This window comes from Priestia sp. LL-8, from assembly GCF_036227845.1.
Taxonomy (GTDB): Bacteria; Bacillota; Bacilli; order Bacillales; family Bacillaceae_H; genus Priestia; species Priestia zanthoxyli.
In genome coordinates, this window is the sequence record NZ_JAZAQH010000001.1 from 4,906,553 (window position 1) to 4,922,776 (window position 16,224).

Below are 16,224 nucleotides of genomic sequence, written 5' to 3' on the forward strand. Positions count from 1 at the left end.
TCTTATGTACTATTCTTTTTTATCGCCTAAAGCAAACATAATATCTGTTTCGCAGACTAACTCTCCATCTACAGTTGCGATACCTTTTCCTTTGCCAATAGATCCACGCGCACGTACAATTTCAACCTCTAAACGCAATTGATCACCAGGTCTTACTTGCTTTTTAAAACGGCAGTTGTCAATGCCTGCAAAAAATGCTAAACGTCCTTGATTTTCTTCTTTTTTTAGCATAGCTACGGCTCCTACCTGAGCCAAAGCTTCTACAATTAAAACCCCTGGCATCACAGGATAGTCAGGGAAATGCCCATTAAAAAATTCTTCATTGGCAGATACGTTTTTTAAACCAACTGCTTTTTTTCCCTCTTCCACTTCTAAAATACGATCGACCAATAAAAATGGATATCGGTGTGGAATAATTTCTTTAATTTGTTCAATATCAAGCATAAATAAGTCTCCTTTCAAACCGCATGTAACATACGATACTATTATCAATATACAGAATGCTCAATTGAGAAGCAACTACTTGCTTAAGCTCTGATCCCATTCACCAAGCCCATCATTTGGTCTGCAATTGAAATAGAGCGGGAATTAAATTGATACGCACGTTGAGCGATGGACATATCAGTAAGTTCTTTGCTCAAATCTACATTTGACTGTTCCAATTTCCCTTGCTCTACGCCTGCTGTTTCTCGAGCTTTTCCAGTCAAATCTGTAAACATATTCGGTTGGTTCATCCTAGCTGGAAAGGCAAATAGATTTTCTCCTTTAGCTTCTAGCACCTGCGGCTTTTGGACATTTGTTAACCCAAGGGTAAACTGGTCAACGCCCGTATTCGTAGTAACTGTTATCGTTCCACTTCCATCAATTTGTATATCTTTGAAGGCGTTACTGAAAATAATAGCTTGACCATTTTCCCCCAGCACATCCTGACCAGAACCGTTTACTAATTTAACATTGTTCGGGCCTTCAGGGCTAAGATGGAAAGAACCATCTCGCGTATATTGTACAGGCTGTTGGGAATCGTTTACGGCAACTTGAAAATAAACGTTTGGATTTGATGCAGCTACGTCTAATAGTTTATCTGTGTTCTGAAAAGCACCCTGCGTCATATTCAAGCTCATTTGATCTAAATAAGCGCCTGTGCCTTGCCGAATTCCGGCTGGCGTAAGCCGCTTTTCTGTTCCCTTATCTTCTTGATTGTTTACTTGTTGATACAGCATATCATTAAATGAAGCATCTCTTGATTTATATCCTGTCGTATTTGTATTAGATAGATTATGACCAATGACATCAAGCTGCTGCTGCAGCTGCCCCATCGTATTAGCTGCTGTTATCATTGTACGGTTCATCCTTCTCATCTCCCCTGTTGCTTTTAGCGCACACGCCCAATTTCATTTGCCGCTTTATCCATGCTTCTATCGTAAGCTTGCATTATTTTTTGATTTGCTTCAAAAGCTCTGTAAGCCGTCAGTAAATCAGTCATACTTTGAGCAGCATCTACATTAGAACGCTCAACAAACCCTTGGTTTAACTGATAAGAAACTCCTGGATTATTCCGTGCTGAAGGCAGGGGCTGATTGTTGAGGGTTTCATATAATCCATTCCCGGCCTTTTTAATCGTTTGTAAATCACTAGCATAAGCAACATCAATTTGCGCAACCTGCTGATTATTCTCCGTTACGTTACCCTGTGAATCAACTGTAAAGTTTTCACTTTTTAGTTGAATTGGCTGATTATTTGTATTTAATATATAAGCTCCGGTAGACGTAGTTAAAAACCCTTCTTGATCTAATGTAAAATTACTGTTTCTTGTATATTGAGGCGTATTATCAGGGCTTTGTACCACAAAAAATAGGCCGCCCTCTTTTGTAGGCATATTTTGCTCCATCAATGCAATATCAGTTGATTGAGACGTTTGCTGAAGATCACCTTGTGTAAAATTTGGAACTGTTTCTTGCATATACACACCCGTATTAATCGTACCTATGTCTTTTTTGTTCTGAACAGAGATGTTACGGTCAGTGGGTAAATCTTCAGATTCCATTCGCTGCAGTAACATATCAGGAAATGCCTTTAACGTACCTTGATCTGCTTTAAATCCTGGCGTATTAGCATTTGCTATGTTATTCGTTAATAAGTCAGTTTGACGCTGCTGAGACAGCATACCCGCTGCTGCCGTGTAAAACCCTTTAAACATACTTCATCCTCCTTACAAGTAAACGTTGTTCGTTATAGCCGGCTGACAGAGTATAATAAATAAAAGAAGAGACTCCTCTGTATGAAACGAGCCAATAGAGGAGTCTTCATTTATTTAAACAATATTGCGACGAGATAGTTTATCAATATTATCAAGCATAATACCTGTTCCAACAGCTACACAACCCATTGGATTTTCTGCAATTAGCACAGGCACCTTTAATTCTTCCGCTAACAGCTGATCCATACCGTGAAGCAATGCTCCACCGCCAGTTAAAATAACGCCTCTGTCTATAATATCGGCAGAAAGTTCGGGAGGTGTACGCTCTAATACACTTTTCGAAGCTTGTACAATGACGCTGACAGACTCTCTAAGTGCCTCCTCTACTTCTTCAGAATAAACAGTAACCGTACGAGGGAGGCCTGAAACCATGTCTCGCCCACGAATGTCCAGCTCTTCATTACGAGCTTTAGGAAACACCGTACCAATTTTCACTTTAATTTCTTCTGCTGTACGCTCTCCAATTAAGAGCTTATATTTCTGCTTGATGTACTGCAAAATTTCGGCATCAAAACGATCACCAGCCATCTTAATAGAAGCTGCTGTTACGATATCACCCATTGAAAGGACAGCCACATCGGTTGTACCTCCACCAATATCTACGACCATATTTCCGCTCGGCTGAAAGATATCCATTCCAGCGCCAATAGCCGCGACTTTTGGTTCTTCTTCCAAATAAATGGTTTTTCCACCGCTTTTTTCAGCAGCTTCGCGAATTGCTTTTTGTTCAACAGAGGTAATATTTGTTGGACAACAAATTAAAATACGAGGCTTGGATAAAAAACCTTTTACATTTAATTTATTAATAAAGTGTTTGAGCATAGACTCGGTAATTTCGAAGTCAGCGATAACGCCATCTTTTAGTGGACGAATGGCAATAATATTACTGGGCGTTCTTCCTACCATACGTCTCGCTTCTTCCCCTACTGCTAGCACTCTATTTGTATTTTTATCAATCGCCACAACAGACGGTTCATTTAGCACAATTCCTTTGCCTTTAACGTGAATTAAGACGTTAGCTGTACCTAAATCGATACCAATGTCTTTTGCTAACATACCTTAAATCCTCCTTCTATTTACATATCTTTGCATGATAACCATTCTTTTTTCCTAATTTACTATTTTATCACAATTTGTATATGTATGTTGTTATTAGCAAAAATATTTATTATATACCTATTTTATCCAAAAATTAAAATGCCCTATACTACCTCTATAAAAAAGGCAATATCGGGCATTTTTTTACTTTACAGTTTCTTCTTCTTTTTTGTACTTTAATTTTGTTGCTTCTCCTCCACGCAAATGCCGAATAGATTTATGATAATCAAGAATTTCTTTTACTTCATTTGCTAATTCAGGATTTATTTCTGGTAGACGCTCTGTTAAATCTTTATGGACAGTACTTTTCGAAACGCCAAATTCTTTCGCAATTACACGAACTGTTTTCTTTGTTTCTACAATATACTTTCCAATCTTGATAGTTCTCTCTTTGATGTAATCGTGCACACTACTCGCCCTCCCCAAATTGGATATGAGAAGTATCCAAGGGAATGTATATATTATCCCTTTTCTAACATTCTCTTTATAGGTTTGTAACAGTTTATTAGCTTGTGTGCAGATATATGCTAGAAAAGTCAGTAAGGACAAGTGATTTCTTATATTTTTTTGAAAATTTAGTGTTTTTTATTTATTTTTTTAACATAATGCATCCCATTTTAAAAAATTTCATAAAAAAAGAAGCTCGGTTTTGCCAAGCTTCTTTTCGTATTTATAGCCTTGCTTTATGCATTTGGTTTAGACGTATCTGTTGAAGGTTGTTTTGAATCTTTATCTTCTTTAGTCTTTTCATCAGAAGATTTTTCGCTATCCTTTGATCCTTCAGAAGAAGAGTCGTCTTTTGGCTCTGTTACTTCAGCTGCTTTTACTTCTTTAATAGAACTAACAGATTTACCAAAGTAACTGCTCGGATTAATCGCTACACCATCTTTACGAACTTCAAAGTGCACATGTGTTTTGGCTTCTTGATTATATAAGCTTTTTCCAGCTTTTGCGATCGTTTGACCTTGTTTAACAATATCTCCCACTTCTACATCAGCTTTCTCAAGAGATTGATACTGTGTTACTAAACCGTCTTTGTGATCAATTTCTACTACATAACCAAGTAAAGGATCTTTTGTTGCTTTTGTTACTGTACCGCTAGCTGCTGCTACAACATCAAATGATTTATCTCCCTTAACAGCTAAGTCAACACCTGTGTTTGGGTGATACGTATTGTTGTAGAAAACTAGTGCTTCTTCTTGTTGTTTTTCAGATGCTTGATCGTCGTAGAAAGGCTTTTTCACGATAGCTGACGCTTCACTAGCAACTGGCATTTTTAAATTTTCAAGCGAAGCATTTACCTCTACAGCGTCATCTCGATAAGCCGTACCGTCTTGGCTATAGCCGCTTTTGTCTTCTTTGCTAATATCGTTGCCATTAGCTTGAAACCAAAGGACTGCTGTAAGAATAATTGCTGCACTCGCTAAATAGATAGCCGGGAACACCCAACGCTTTCTAACTAATTTTTGAACTTTCGATTTTGGAGAAGTACGTTTCTTTTCTTCCTCTCTCATATATCATCACCTCAGCAATCAGTCTGAACACAATTGAATGAATATATACACAGCGATAAAAAAATTTTTTCGATTATTTTTTAACAAATGAATCTAAAATATACATTTTATTTAAAAAAAGTGAAAAACATAAAAAAGACCCTGCTATAAGGGTCTTTGAATTAGCGCTTAGCTGTCAATTGTGCAACGAACTGATCGTTAGGGGTAATCGCAACGCCTGTATAATAATGAGTAACAATATCTTTATACGTTTTCCCTTCTAGTGCCATGCCATTTGCTCCGTACTGACTCATCCCAATACCATGTCCATATCCTTTTGTGTTGATGATAATTTCATTCCCTTTTTTTGTCCAATGAAAGTCGGCTGACGATAAGCCCAGTTTTTCCCGAACATCTTTTCCAGACAGTTCTTTACCGTTTATCTTTACGTAGTCTACGCGTTGCCCCGGCGTTCTAGAGACGATTTCACCTACTGATCCACTGTTTGTTAATTTCACTCCAAGCCTCTGTTCAAAACTAGCAACCGACATTACTTTCTGATTTGTAAATTCAGGAGATTTTTTATCCCATGGACTAGCCACACTTTTTAGATAAGGAATAGAATTCTTCCAATACGCTTCTGAATTTTCAGTGTAACCATTGCTGGTAGAAAAGAACGTAGCATTAATTGGTTTGTTTTTGTACGTAAGAATTTGACCTTGGGTGTCCTTCACCGCTTCTTGAATTTTTTTGATTTTCCAATCATAGTCTTTGTTCCATCTGCTTCTTAGCTCATCTTTATTTAAATACACTTGGTACTCTACGGTATCTGTCACGTCCGCTCCTTGGGGAAGATGATTATTTCCATTCATCATTGTTTGCACAATATAGGTTCTGGCTGCCAAACTTTGAGCTTTAAGTGCTTCCAGTTCAAAAGTAGCAGGCATTTCAGCTGCTACTACCCCTACAAGATAGTCTTCGAGCGGCAGTTTTTCTACTTTTTTCGTTTCTGTACGATAAACACTGACGTCAAGAGGAGATGCTGTCACTTTTTGTAGTTTTTCGGTTTTTGGGGTCCGCTTGACATTTTCATGTAGCTTTCCATCTATCTTTTCAGTAAAAGGAACAACGAGCAGTGTTGGGATGAGTAACACAACGAAAAAAAAGATGACTCCTAGTACGACGATTGGCTTTGCTTGTTTCATGAACGCCTAGCCTCCATATCTATTATTTTGACAAGGAACACCTATATCCTTATATTTCATGTGTATGGAGGTGGACAACCTTTTATGACAGCAAACCGGCTATAAGGGTCGTCCAACGACAAAAAAAGCACCTCGCCATGAGATGCTTTTTTTATGATATATTTACTTAACGTCTGAAGCCTGTTGAGTTTGTTCTACTTGCTTTGTTTCGTCATTTACACGCTCAATATCAGCGCCTAAAGCGGCCAATTTATTGTGGAAATTCACATAACCACGATCAAGGTGTTTTAATTCCGTTACACGCGTATAGCCGTCTGCTACAAGTCCTGCTAATGTTAACGCTGCTGCTGCACGAAGATCTGTTGCTGCTACTTCAGCGCCTTGTAGTTGAGAAGGTCCGTTAATAATAACAGAGCGTCCTTCAATTTTAATATCAGCGTTCATACGGCGAAACTCTTCTACGTGCATAAAGCGGTTTTCAAAAACTGTTTCTGTAATCATACTTGTGCCTTCTGCTGCTAATAATAATGCCATCATTTGAGACTGCATATCCGTAGGGAACCCTGGATGAGGCATTGTTTTAATATCTACTGATTTTAGCTTTTCAGGTCCTACAACACGTAAGCCGTCGCCTTCTTCAGTAATTTCAACACCCATTTCTTCCATTTTAGCAACAAGTGAACTGATGTGCTCTGCCACTGCACCGCGTACAAGTACATTTCCACCTGTAATAGCTGCTGCTACCATGAACGTTCCAGCTTCGATACGATCTGGAATAATTGCATGTTCTGCACCATATAATTTATTAACACCTTCAATACGGATCGTACCAGTTCCTGCACCGCGAACTTTAGCGCCCATTGCGTTTAAGAAGTTTGCTAAATCGACAATTTCAGGTTCTTTTGCTACGTTTTCCATAATTGTAGTGCCTTCCGCTAATGCTGCTGCCATCATAATATTTTCTGTGGCACCTACACTTGGGAAGTCTAAATAAATTTTAGCACCTTTTAGTCTTCCTTCAACTTTTGCATCAATAAAACCATTTCCTACTTGAACTTTAGCACCCATTGCTTCAAAGCCTTTAAGATGCTGATCAATCGGTCTTGATCCAATCGCACATCCACCAGGTAAAGCTACACGAGCCTCACCCATACGCGCTAATAAAGGACCCATTACAAGTACTGAAGCGCGCATTTTTCTTACATATTCAAAAGGTGCATCTGTTTTTAACTCTCTTGATGCATCTACAACTACACGATTTGTTTCAAAATCTACTTCTGCATTCAGATGTCTTAAAACTTCGCCAATCGTAAATACATCGGAGAGAGCTGGTACATCATTTAGAATTGTTTTTCCTTCACTAGCTAATAAGGTTGCAGTGATAATAGGTAAAACGGCGTTTTTTGCTCCTTCAACTTTAACTGTACCGCTTAATCTATTTCCACCGCGGACGATGATTTTTTCCAAGGTATTCCCCTCCGCGTCCATTTTCTCTATATTAATATTCAGACGTAATGATAGGTGTGCCAACAACTATGGTTGTTTGACCGCCCATTCTTGTCTTGCGTAATGCAATTTGTAAGTTCATTTCCTGCTTTTTCGTTTGAAGAGCTTCTTTCCACAGTCCAGTATATGCTGAAACAGAGGTAAATGACTCTTCCACTAGAGATTCCACTGGTTTAGCATTGAAAGCTCGTAATAGGTCTTGAATTTCAACAGACAAAACACTTTCCATCTTATCATTGATTTCCCCTGTTGCACAAGAGAAAATTATGGGTTCTGACAGGAAAATTTTTTCATAATTTGTCTGAAATACATTTTGAAAATGGGTCATATTTTTTTCTTTTAAACCTTGTCCCGTTACATGATACGATATGTACGCATTGCTGTGTTCATCGATCGCATAAGTTAACAGAATGACTTCGTTCACATCTTCACTTTTGCGTGTACCTATTGCTTTCCATAGGTCTCTTTCCCTCTTCACTTCCCATTTAAAACCTCTAAAATTACTTTTAATACTTTTTGCTTGCGAATAAAAGGTTTTTTGGTCAGTAACAGCTTTTACTTCTTCTCTTGCATACAACGATACTTCAGTTAACGAAACATGCTGCTTATTTAAGGTGTGAACAATCTTCTCAATAGTAGTTTCATTGTTTTGGGCATTGCTCACATAACTTCCATGATATACGAATAAGCCAGTAATGAAAATAGCCAAAAAGACACTAATTTTTTTAAACATTTCGCCACTCCCTCTCCGTACTCATCAGTCTTTCCAGAAGGCGATGATACATACATGAAAAGGGTCGTCATATTTAGACATAGTGACATACATTAGCGTATAAATTCGTATATTCTTCAATGAATGAAGGTCTGTTTTATAGTAGACTCATAGCTTGCCAATCATTGAAAAAATGTGGGAATGCGCTGTGACCAAAATAAATAATCCAAAAAGAAATTACTTACTGTTGATGAAATCGTAATGGTCAATAAAATAAGCATTAATTTTGCTTGAAACACATGATTAGGTTTCATCAGCTTTTCAATTTGAAAGCCTTGCAAAGCATACCAGGTAATCACAATAAAAATCAAATGTGAAATCATGGTTAGTAACGTTTGCTGTTCAATTCCTCCAAACAATAAAAGCACTCCTTTTAGACACCATATGAAAAGAAGAGACGATCATCGTCTCTTCTTTTCATATTAAAGCACACTTATGCAAATTCGTAAACGGTAACATGAAAAACATTTATTTTATTCCCTATTTTAAGATCTTTTTCCATTATTGAGCAAAATAAAGAAGATGGATGCGCTTAGTTAAATGGAATATATAATCATAGATGAATGCTATTTGCTCTCCCCTTTTTGTATAATAGAGCAAAAAAGCCCTCTCATTCGTTTGAGAGGGCTTTTTTTAGAACTTACGTTGACTAATATCTAAACGATTGACTGCCCGTTTTAAGGCAATTTCAGCACGCTTAACATCAACGTCGTCTTGTTTGCTATCAAGGCGCATTTCAGCGCGCTTTTTCGCTTCTTCTGCACGAGCTACGTCAATCTCTTCAGCTGTTTCAGCAGCCTGTGCAAGAATTGTTACTTTGTCAGGTCTTACTTCAAGAAATCCTCCGCTAACAGCCACAAGTTCTGTACTGCTTGCTTTCTTCAAGCGGACGGCTCCAATTTGTAAAGGAGCAACCATCGGAATATGGCCATGTAAAATACCAAGCTCACCGCTCTGTGCTCGGGTACTTACCATTTCCACTTCTGATTCGTAAACTGGGCCATCAGGAGTCACTACACTGACATGGATTGTCTTCATTTAAAAAACCTCCTATGTCCCTTAAATTAAACTTCTACTCCCATACGTTTCGCATTTTCAATAACTTCTTCAATGCGACCAACTAAACGGAACGCATCTTCAGGTAAATGATCGTATTTACCTTCTAAGATCTCTTTAAATCCTTTAACAGTTTCTTTTACAGGAACATAAGAACCTTTTTGGCCTGTAAATTGTTCTGCTACGTGGAAGTTTTGAGACAAGAAGAATTGAACGCGACGAGCACGTTGTACAACAAGTTTATCTTCATCAGATAACTCATCCATACCTAGGATTGCAATGATATCTTGTAACTCTTTATAACGCTGTAATGTTTGTTGAACTTGACGCGCAATTGCATAGTGCTCTTCTCCAACAATTTCAGGAGATAAAGCGCGAGATGTAGATGCTAATGGATCTACCGCAGGGTAAATACCCATCTCTGATAATTTACGCTCTAAGTTTGTTGTTGCATCTAAGTGAGCAAATGTTGTCGCTGGAGCTGGATCCGTATAGTCATCGGCTGGTACGTAAATCGCTTGAATCGATGTTACAGAACCTACGCTTGTTGACGTGATACGCTCTTGAAGCTGACCCATTTCTGTTGCTAATGTTGGCTGATAACCTACTGCTGATGGCATACGGCCAAGTAATGCTGATACTTCTGAACCCGCTTGTGTGAAACGGAAGATATTATCGATAAAGAATAATACGTCTTGACCTTGTTCGTCACGGAAGTATTCTGCCATTGTTAATCCTGTTAATGCAACACGCTGACGTGCACCAGGTGGCTCATTCATTTGTCCAAATACCATAGCCGTCTTCTTAATAACACCAGAATCTGTCATTTCATGGTATAAGTCATTACCTTCACGCGTACGCTCACCTACACCAGCGAATACCGAAATACCGCCGTGCTCTTGAGCAATGTTATTGATTAACTCTTGAATTAATACTGTTTTACCTACACCGGCACCACCGAATAGACCGATTTTTCCACCTTTAATGTAAGGAGCTAATAAGTCTACTACTTTAATACCTGTTTCAAGAATTTCAGCTTGCGTAGATAGATTTTCGAACTTTGGTGCTTGACGGTGGATTGGATCACGACGTGCACCTGCATCGATTGGGGCGTCTAAGTCGATTTTTTCACCTAATACGTTAAATACACGACCTAACGTAACGTCACCAACTGGTACTGAGATTGCTGCACCTGTATCTTCTACTTCTAATCCACGAACTAAGCCGTCAGTGGATGACATTGCTACTGTACGAACTGTGTTATCACCTAAGTGAATCGCAACTTCTAATGTTAATTCGATTGCAACTTCACTTGCACTGCTCGGTTTATGTGAAATTTTAAGGGCGTTATAAATTGCCGGAAGGTGTCCGTTGTCAAACTTTACGTCTACAACTGGACCCATGATTTGAGTAACGCGTCCTTTTGTCATCGTGTTCCCTCCTAACTTGCTTTTCCATTACACTTTCTATTCTAACGCTGCCGCTCCGCCAACAATTTCCGTAATTTCCTGGGTAATTGCCGCTTGACGTGCACGGTTATATGACAATGTAAGATTATTGATAAGATCTTTTGCGTTGTCTGTTGCACTTTTCATTGCTGTCATACGAGCAGCATGCTCACTTGCTTTTCCATCAAGCAGGCCGCCGTAAATTAAACTCTCTGCATACTGAGGAAGTAATACTTCTAAAATCTCTTCTTGTGATGGTTCAAATTCATAACCAACAAGTTTACCAGAAGGTTGAAGATCTGTTAGAGGCAATAGCTTCTTCTCCGTCACTTCTTGTGAAATCGTATTGATAAAGTGATTGTAGTATAAGTAAAGTTCATCAAACGTACCGTCCGCAAACATTTGAACTGTTTGTGAAGCGATTCCTTGAATGTCAGCAAAAGCTGGCTGATCTGCTAAGCCTGTGATTTCAAGCAAAACCGGAATACCGCGTTTTACGAAGAAATCTCTCCCTACTCGTCCAATTGCAATCACACCGTATTCATCAGGTGATTGATGGCGTTCTTCAATAGCTTGAGATACTTTTCGTAAAATATTACTGTTATATGCTCCTGCTAGACCGCGATCTGAAGTGATTACGATATAACCAGTCTTCTTCACGCTGCGCGCAGTTAACATTGGATGTGAAGCGCCTCTGCTGCCAAGGGCTACGCTTGAGACTACCTCTTGAATTTTTTCCATATATGGAACAAACGATTTTGCATTTTGTTCCGCTCTATTCAGCTTTGCAGCTGAAACCATTTCCATTGCTTTCGTAATCTGGCTCGTTTTTTTCGTCGATGTGATTCGAGTTTGTATATCACGTAATGATGCCAAAGGTTTCACCACCTTGTTTTAGAAGATCACGTGGTATGAAAGGTGAACAAATGTTCACCTTCACCTTATTGAAAGATTGTCTTAACATACCATGCTGACAATATATTATTCAGATGCAATAAATGTTTTCTTGAATTCTTCAAGTGCTGATTCGAATACGCCAGCTTCAGGAAGGCCACCAGTTGTACGGATTGATTCAAGTACTTCTTTACGGTTTGATTCTAACCATGTTAAGTACTCGTCTTCAAAGCGTGTAATATCTGATACTGGAACATCATCTAAGAAGCCTTTTGTTAATGCGTAAAGCACAGCTACTTGTTTTTCTACGCGAAGCGGTTTGTGTAAACCTTGTTTTAAGATTTCAACTGTACGCGCTCCTCGATTTAATTTTGCTTGAGTTGCTTGGTCAAGATCAGAACCGAACTGAGCAAACGATTCAAGCTCACGATAAGATGCAAGATCTAGACGCAGTGTACCTGCTACCTTTTTCATCGCTTTAATTTGTGCAGATCCCCCTACACGTGATACAGAAAGACCAGCATTGATCGCAGGGCGTACGCCTGAGAAGAATAGATCTGACTGTAAGAAAATTTGTCCGTCTGTAATCGAAATTACGTTGGTTGGGATATAAGCAGATACGTCCCCTGCTTGTGTTTCAATAAATGGAAGAGCTGTTAATGAACCTCCACCTTTTGCGTCCGATAATTTTGCCGCACGCTCTAATAAACGAGAGTGCAAGTAGAATACATCCCCTGGATACGCTTCACGACCTGGAGGACGACGTAATAGTAATGAAAGTTCACGGTAAGCTGATGCTTGTTTCGTTAAGTCATCATAAATAACAAGTACGTGCTTACCGTTATACATAAACTCTTCACCCATTGTTACCCCAGCGTATGGTGCTAAGAATAATAGCGGAGCTGGTTGTGAAGCTGATGCTGTTACAACGATTGTGTAATCTAGAGCACCGTGTTTACGTAATGTCTCTACTACGTTACGAACTGTTGATTCTTTTTGGCCAATCGCTACATAGATACATACCATATCCTGATCTTTTTGGTTTAAGATTGTATCGATTGCTACCGATGTTTTACCCGTTTGACGGTCACCGATAATTAACTCACGCTGTCCACGACCGATCGGCACAAGTGCATCAATCGCCTTGATACCTGTTTGAAGCGGCTCATGTACTGATTTACGATCCATAACGCCCGGTGCAGCACCTTCAATTGGACGTGTTTTTGTTGTTTCGACTGGGCCTAAGCCGTCTACTGGCTGACCTAGTGAGTTAACAACACGACCGATTAACTGCTCCCCTACTGGAACTTCCATGATGCGTCCTGTACGGCGAACTTCGTCACCTTCACGAATTTCCGTGTATGGTCCTAAAATAATGATACCTACATTGTTTTCTTCTAAGTTTTGTGCCATTCCCATGACACCATTTGAAAATTCAACCAGTTCTCCAGCCATGACATTGTCGAGGCCATGAGCACGTGCGATACCGTCCCCAACTTGGATAACAGTACCTACATCACTCACTTTAATCTCAGACTGATAGTTTTCAATTTGCTGCTTGATCAGCGCACTAATTTCTTCAGCTTTGATGCTCATGAATTTCACCCCTATCTACGATCTGTGTGCAAGAAGTCCTCGGTGGATCGTTTCTAATTTGCTGCTAATGCTGCCATCATAGATACGATTGCCAATGCGAAGCTTCACGCCGCCGATTAGGCTTTTATCTACTATATTTGAAATATTTAACGTATGTTTTCCAACTTTTGAAGCAAATGATTGTGAGATTGCTCGTTTCTCATCTGCACTTAAAGGTTTGACAGAATAAACCGTTGCATCTGCCACGCCACGTACTTCGTTCGCTAGGAAACGATACTCTTGCACCATTTGGCCAACGATTTGAATGCGGTGACGCTCTAATAATAGAAGAACCGTATGTTGAACAGTTGGTGAAAGTTCAGCGAATGCCTCACTTACAAACTGTTTTTTTCGCTCAATTGTAATTTTTGGATGAGTTAATACATCCATTAATTCAGGTGTTTTAGCAAACACCTCTTCAACGATTTGTAGCTGGTCTTGCATTTCATCGATCATCTGTTTTTCTGTTGCTAATTGAAAAAGAGCTAGTGCATAGCGCTTGGCTACAGCTGGTTGACTCATCGTACATCCCCTACTTCTTGGATATATTCATGAATTAACTTCTCTTGATCTTGTTCAGAAAGTTCTTTTTCAATAACTTTCGACGCAATTAAAACAGATAATGAAGCAACTTGCTCACGTAACGCAGCAACTGCTTGTTCTTTTTGCTGTTCGATTTCTTGTTTTGCTGCAGCTTTTAGACGCTCAGACTCTTCACGTGCTGCCGCAATGATTTCTTCTTTTTTATCTTCTGCAGACTTTCTAGCGTTTTCCATCATTACTTGCACTTCTTGACGAGATTGCTTTAAGATTTCACGCTGCTCTTCAACAAGCTTCTTCGCTTCCTCATTTTGCTTTTCTGCTTCATCAATCTCACCGGCAATATGCTCTTCACGTTTTTTCATGATTCCCATTACAGGACCAAACGCGAATTTTTGAAGTAACGCAAGTAGGATAAGGAACATCACTAATTGGAAAAGAATATCTCCACCATTAATGCCTGCTGCTCCTAACACAAACATGTTCGACACGGCCATGTTCACTCCCTTCAGAGACTCCACATATATAATTTACTTATTAAAGACATAAAGTAATGGCGAAGGTTCTTTTGAATGATCTTCGCCACATGTAACACATTATTATTTACCTTGTACCATGAATGCAATAACTACGGCGATAATTGGAAGCGCCTCAACTAAGGCAACCCCAACGAACATCATTGAAGTTAATGTACCACGTGCTTCTGGTTGGCGAGCTGTGCCTTCAATCGTCTTAGAAACGATAAGACCGTTACCAATACCAGCACCTAGTGCCGCTAAACCAATCGCAATTGCAGATGCTATTAAACCCATTTTATAAAGTCCTCCCTTAATATATATGATTTTGTTTAACTAAGTTTTGTTTTGTCCAAATTGGGTATTACTTGAACAAAGCTTTATAAATTAATGGTCGCTACTCACTTTGTGAGATAAATAAACCATCGTTAACATTGTGAAAATGAAGGCCTGAATTGCGCCTACAAAAATACTGAATCCTTGCCATAAAAGCATTGGAATAGCAGCTCCAATTGTACCTAGGAAGCCTGTTGTTGCTAAACCAGCTAGCAAGCTTAACAAAATTTCCCCAGCATAAATATTACCGTAAAGACGAAGGCCAAGCGTTAACGTATTGGCAAACTCCTCGATAATCTTAAGCGGGAATAAAAATGCCATTGGCTTGAAGTAATCTTTCGTGTATGCAGAGAAACCTCGCATTTTAATACCATAATAATGTGATAGTACAACTACCATAACGGCTAACGTCAGCGTAATTGCTGGATCAGCGGTTGGCGATTTCCACCATAAGTTATGGTCAATCACGATGGCAAATGGAAGACCCAACATATTTGACACAAAAATGTACATAAGTAAAGTTACACCTAGCGTCAAAAAGCGGCCACCTGTTTTCCAATCCATATTGCTATTAACGAGTCCTTTAACAAAATCTAAGACCCATTCAATAAAGTTTTGTGCACCGCTTGGCTTCATAGCAAGAGTACGAGTACATAAAACTGCAATTAAGAATACAATAACAGAAGCTACGGTAACCATAAGCAAGTTACTTTGACTAAAAGTAAGGCCTAGAAACTCTATAGTTGGTGATTCATGACCCAACTGTGTTCACCTCTCTTTCTATCTTCTACGCATATTTTGAACAACTAAATCTATGATAATGACAACATAATACGTCATTAATCCCACAACTACACTAATAATATGAAAGGTTTTTGGATAAGAGATGGTAATCACAACTGCGAGAGCAGCTGTTGCAAATCTTACAACAGTACCAATTGAACGGGGCTTTTTCCCCTCATCCAACGCCTGTCCAAACTGCTCAAACTTTCTTACTAAGTTCCACAAATTATACAAACTCAGGGCGGTTCCTAAAATTAAACCTGCAAAAACAGCCTTATAACTTGTAAATCCCCAGCCGAGAACGTATAATGCTAACAAATACAATATGTATGAACGAAGTCTTGGAAAAACGTGCTGCAAATCCTGCATGAATTATTAATCTCCTGAAAAAAAATGGTGGACTGTCCGCAGCATCATAAAAACACCTGCTGCTAGCCCTGAAAGAAGGCCTAAAATCAAAAATAGTGGTTCGGTGTCAAGCCATTGATCAGCCCATCTTCCAGAGAATAAGCCAATTAAGACTGAACCTGCTAACTGTGATAGAATGATTGACACTAATGCCATCGCTTGCAAAGGATGACGGTTGCGATCTTTCATAAGCTCATACCCCTTTTGCAAAATTTTCTTTTTTCCGAATTCTCTATCGTTTTTATAGCTCAATATATGATAGAAAGGCAAAAAAAATT

20 protein-coding genes are annotated in these 16,224 nt (G+C 39.0%); all 20 read right to left on the reverse strand.

Annotation, left to right across the window (positions count from 1 at the left end; all coding sequences use genetic code 11):
* Window positions 1–9: 9 nt before the first annotated feature.
* Complete coding sequence (gene fabZ / locus U9R83_RS25660) at window positions 10–444, reverse strand: 3-hydroxyacyl-ACP dehydratase FabZ (protein ID WP_013059788.1); 435 nt, start codon at window positions 442–444, stop codon at window positions 10–12.
* An 83-nt stretch (window positions 445–527) separates the two neighbouring features.
* Window positions 528–1,349, reverse strand: a complete 822-nt coding sequence (locus U9R83_RS25665) for a flagellar hook-basal body protein (RefSeq protein ID WP_014457770.1) — start codon at window positions 1,347–1,349, stop codon at window positions 528–530.
* A 23-nt stretch (window positions 1,350–1,372) separates the two neighbouring features.
* Window positions 1,373–2,197 (reverse strand): flagellar hook-basal body protein, encoded by an 825-nt coding sequence (locus tag U9R83_RS25670; protein WP_182421395.1) that lies wholly within the window; start codon window positions 2,195–2,197, stop codon window positions 1,373–1,375.
* Between the two features lie 114 nt (window positions 2,198–2,311).
* The gene (locus tag U9R83_RS25675; RefSeq protein ID WP_013059791.1) at window positions 2,312–3,313 is read right to left on the reverse strand and encodes a rod shape-determining protein; all 1,002 of its coding nucleotides are present in this window, start codon (window positions 3,311–3,313) and stop codon (window positions 2,312–2,314) included.
* Between the two features lie 186 nt (window positions 3,314–3,499).
* On the reverse strand, window positions 3,500–3,763 hold the full coding sequence (spoIIID, locus tag U9R83_RS25680) for a sporulation transcriptional regulator SpoIIID (RefSeq protein ID WP_013059792.1): 264 nt from the start codon (window positions 3,761–3,763) through the stop codon (window positions 3,500–3,502).
* Between the two features lie 275 nt (window positions 3,764–4,038).
* Window positions 4,039–4,869 (reverse strand): M23 family metallopeptidase, encoded by an 831-nt coding sequence (locus U9R83_RS25685; protein ID WP_014457768.1) that lies wholly within the window; start codon window positions 4,867–4,869, stop codon window positions 4,039–4,041.
* 161 nt (window positions 4,870–5,030) lie between these two features.
* Window positions 5,031–6,053 (reverse strand): stage II sporulation protein D, encoded by a 1,023-nt coding sequence (gene spoIID, locus U9R83_RS25690; RefSeq protein WP_049166297.1) that lies wholly within the window; start codon window positions 6,051–6,053, stop codon window positions 5,031–5,033.
* A 162-nt stretch (window positions 6,054–6,215) separates the two neighbouring features.
* Window positions 6,216–7,520 carry a UDP-N-acetylglucosamine 1-carboxyvinyltransferase gene (gene murA / locus U9R83_RS25695; protein WP_028411990.1) on the reverse strand — a complete coding sequence of 435 codons (1,305 nt, stop codon included), beginning with the start codon at window positions 7,518–7,520 and terminating at the stop codon, window positions 6,216–6,218.
* Window positions 7,521–7,551: 31 nt separating this feature from the next.
* Entirely contained in the window at window positions 7,552–8,292 is a 741-nt protein-coding gene (locus U9R83_RS25700) for a YwmB family TATA-box binding protein (RefSeq protein WP_013059796.1), read from the reverse strand.
* A gap of 161 nt (window positions 8,293–8,453) precedes the next feature.
* Window positions 8,454–8,690: a DUF1146 family protein gene (locus U9R83_RS25705; RefSeq protein WP_042991814.1), complete on the reverse strand. Its 237-nt coding sequence runs from the start codon at window positions 8,688–8,690 to the stop codon at window positions 8,454–8,456.
* A 274-nt stretch (window positions 8,691–8,964) separates the two neighbouring features.
* Window positions 8,965–9,369 (reverse strand): F0F1 ATP synthase subunit epsilon, encoded by a 405-nt coding sequence (locus U9R83_RS25710; protein ID WP_013059798.1) that lies wholly within the window; start codon window positions 9,367–9,369, stop codon window positions 8,965–8,967.
* A gap of 26 nt (window positions 9,370–9,395) precedes the next feature.
* Complete coding sequence (gene atpD, locus U9R83_RS25715) at window positions 9,396–10,817, reverse strand: F0F1 ATP synthase subunit beta (protein WP_013059799.1); 1,422 nt, start codon at window positions 10,815–10,817, stop codon at window positions 9,396–9,398.
* A 36-nt stretch (window positions 10,818–10,853) separates the two neighbouring features.
* Complete coding sequence (locus U9R83_RS25720) at window positions 10,854–11,711, reverse strand: F0F1 ATP synthase subunit gamma (protein ID WP_013059800.1); 858 nt, start codon at window positions 11,709–11,711, stop codon at window positions 10,854–10,856.
* Between the two features lie 105 nt (window positions 11,712–11,816).
* Window positions 11,817–13,325: a F0F1 ATP synthase subunit alpha gene (atpA, locus tag U9R83_RS25725; RefSeq protein WP_013085461.1), complete on the reverse strand. Its 1,509-nt coding sequence runs from the start codon at window positions 13,323–13,325 to the stop codon at window positions 11,817–11,819.
* Between the two features lie 15 nt (window positions 13,326–13,340).
* Window positions 13,341–13,886, reverse strand: a complete 546-nt coding sequence (locus tag U9R83_RS25730; RefSeq protein WP_014457762.1) for a F0F1 ATP synthase subunit delta — start codon at window positions 13,884–13,886, stop codon at window positions 13,341–13,343.
* Window positions 13,883–14,401, reverse strand: a complete 519-nt coding sequence (locus U9R83_RS25735) for a F0F1 ATP synthase subunit B (protein ID WP_243550082.1) — start codon at window positions 14,399–14,401, stop codon at window positions 13,883–13,885. The genes U9R83_RS25730 and U9R83_RS25735 overlap by 4 nt, the downstream gene beginning before the upstream one ends.
* Before the next feature lie 102 nt (window positions 14,402–14,503).
* Window positions 14,504–14,716: a F0F1 ATP synthase subunit C gene (gene atpE / locus U9R83_RS25740; RefSeq protein ID WP_013059804.1), complete on the reverse strand. Its 213-nt coding sequence runs from the start codon at window positions 14,714–14,716 to the stop codon at window positions 14,504–14,506.
* 90 nt (window positions 14,717–14,806) lie between these two features.
* Window positions 14,807–15,517 carry a F0F1 ATP synthase subunit A gene (atpB, locus tag U9R83_RS25745; protein ID WP_013059805.1) on the reverse strand — a complete coding sequence of 237 codons (711 nt, stop codon included), beginning with the start codon at window positions 15,515–15,517 and terminating at the stop codon, window positions 14,807–14,809.
* Between the two features lie 18 nt (window positions 15,518–15,535).
* Entirely contained in the window at window positions 15,536–15,907 is a 372-nt protein-coding gene (locus U9R83_RS25750; protein ID WP_013059806.1) for an ATP synthase subunit I, read from the reverse strand.
* A 6-nt stretch (window positions 15,908–15,913) separates the two neighbouring features.
* Window positions 15,914–16,135 (reverse strand): AtpZ/AtpI family protein, encoded by a 222-nt coding sequence (locus U9R83_RS25755; protein WP_013085464.1) that lies wholly within the window; start codon window positions 16,133–16,135, stop codon window positions 15,914–15,916.
* Window positions 16,136–16,224: the final 89 nt, after the last annotated feature.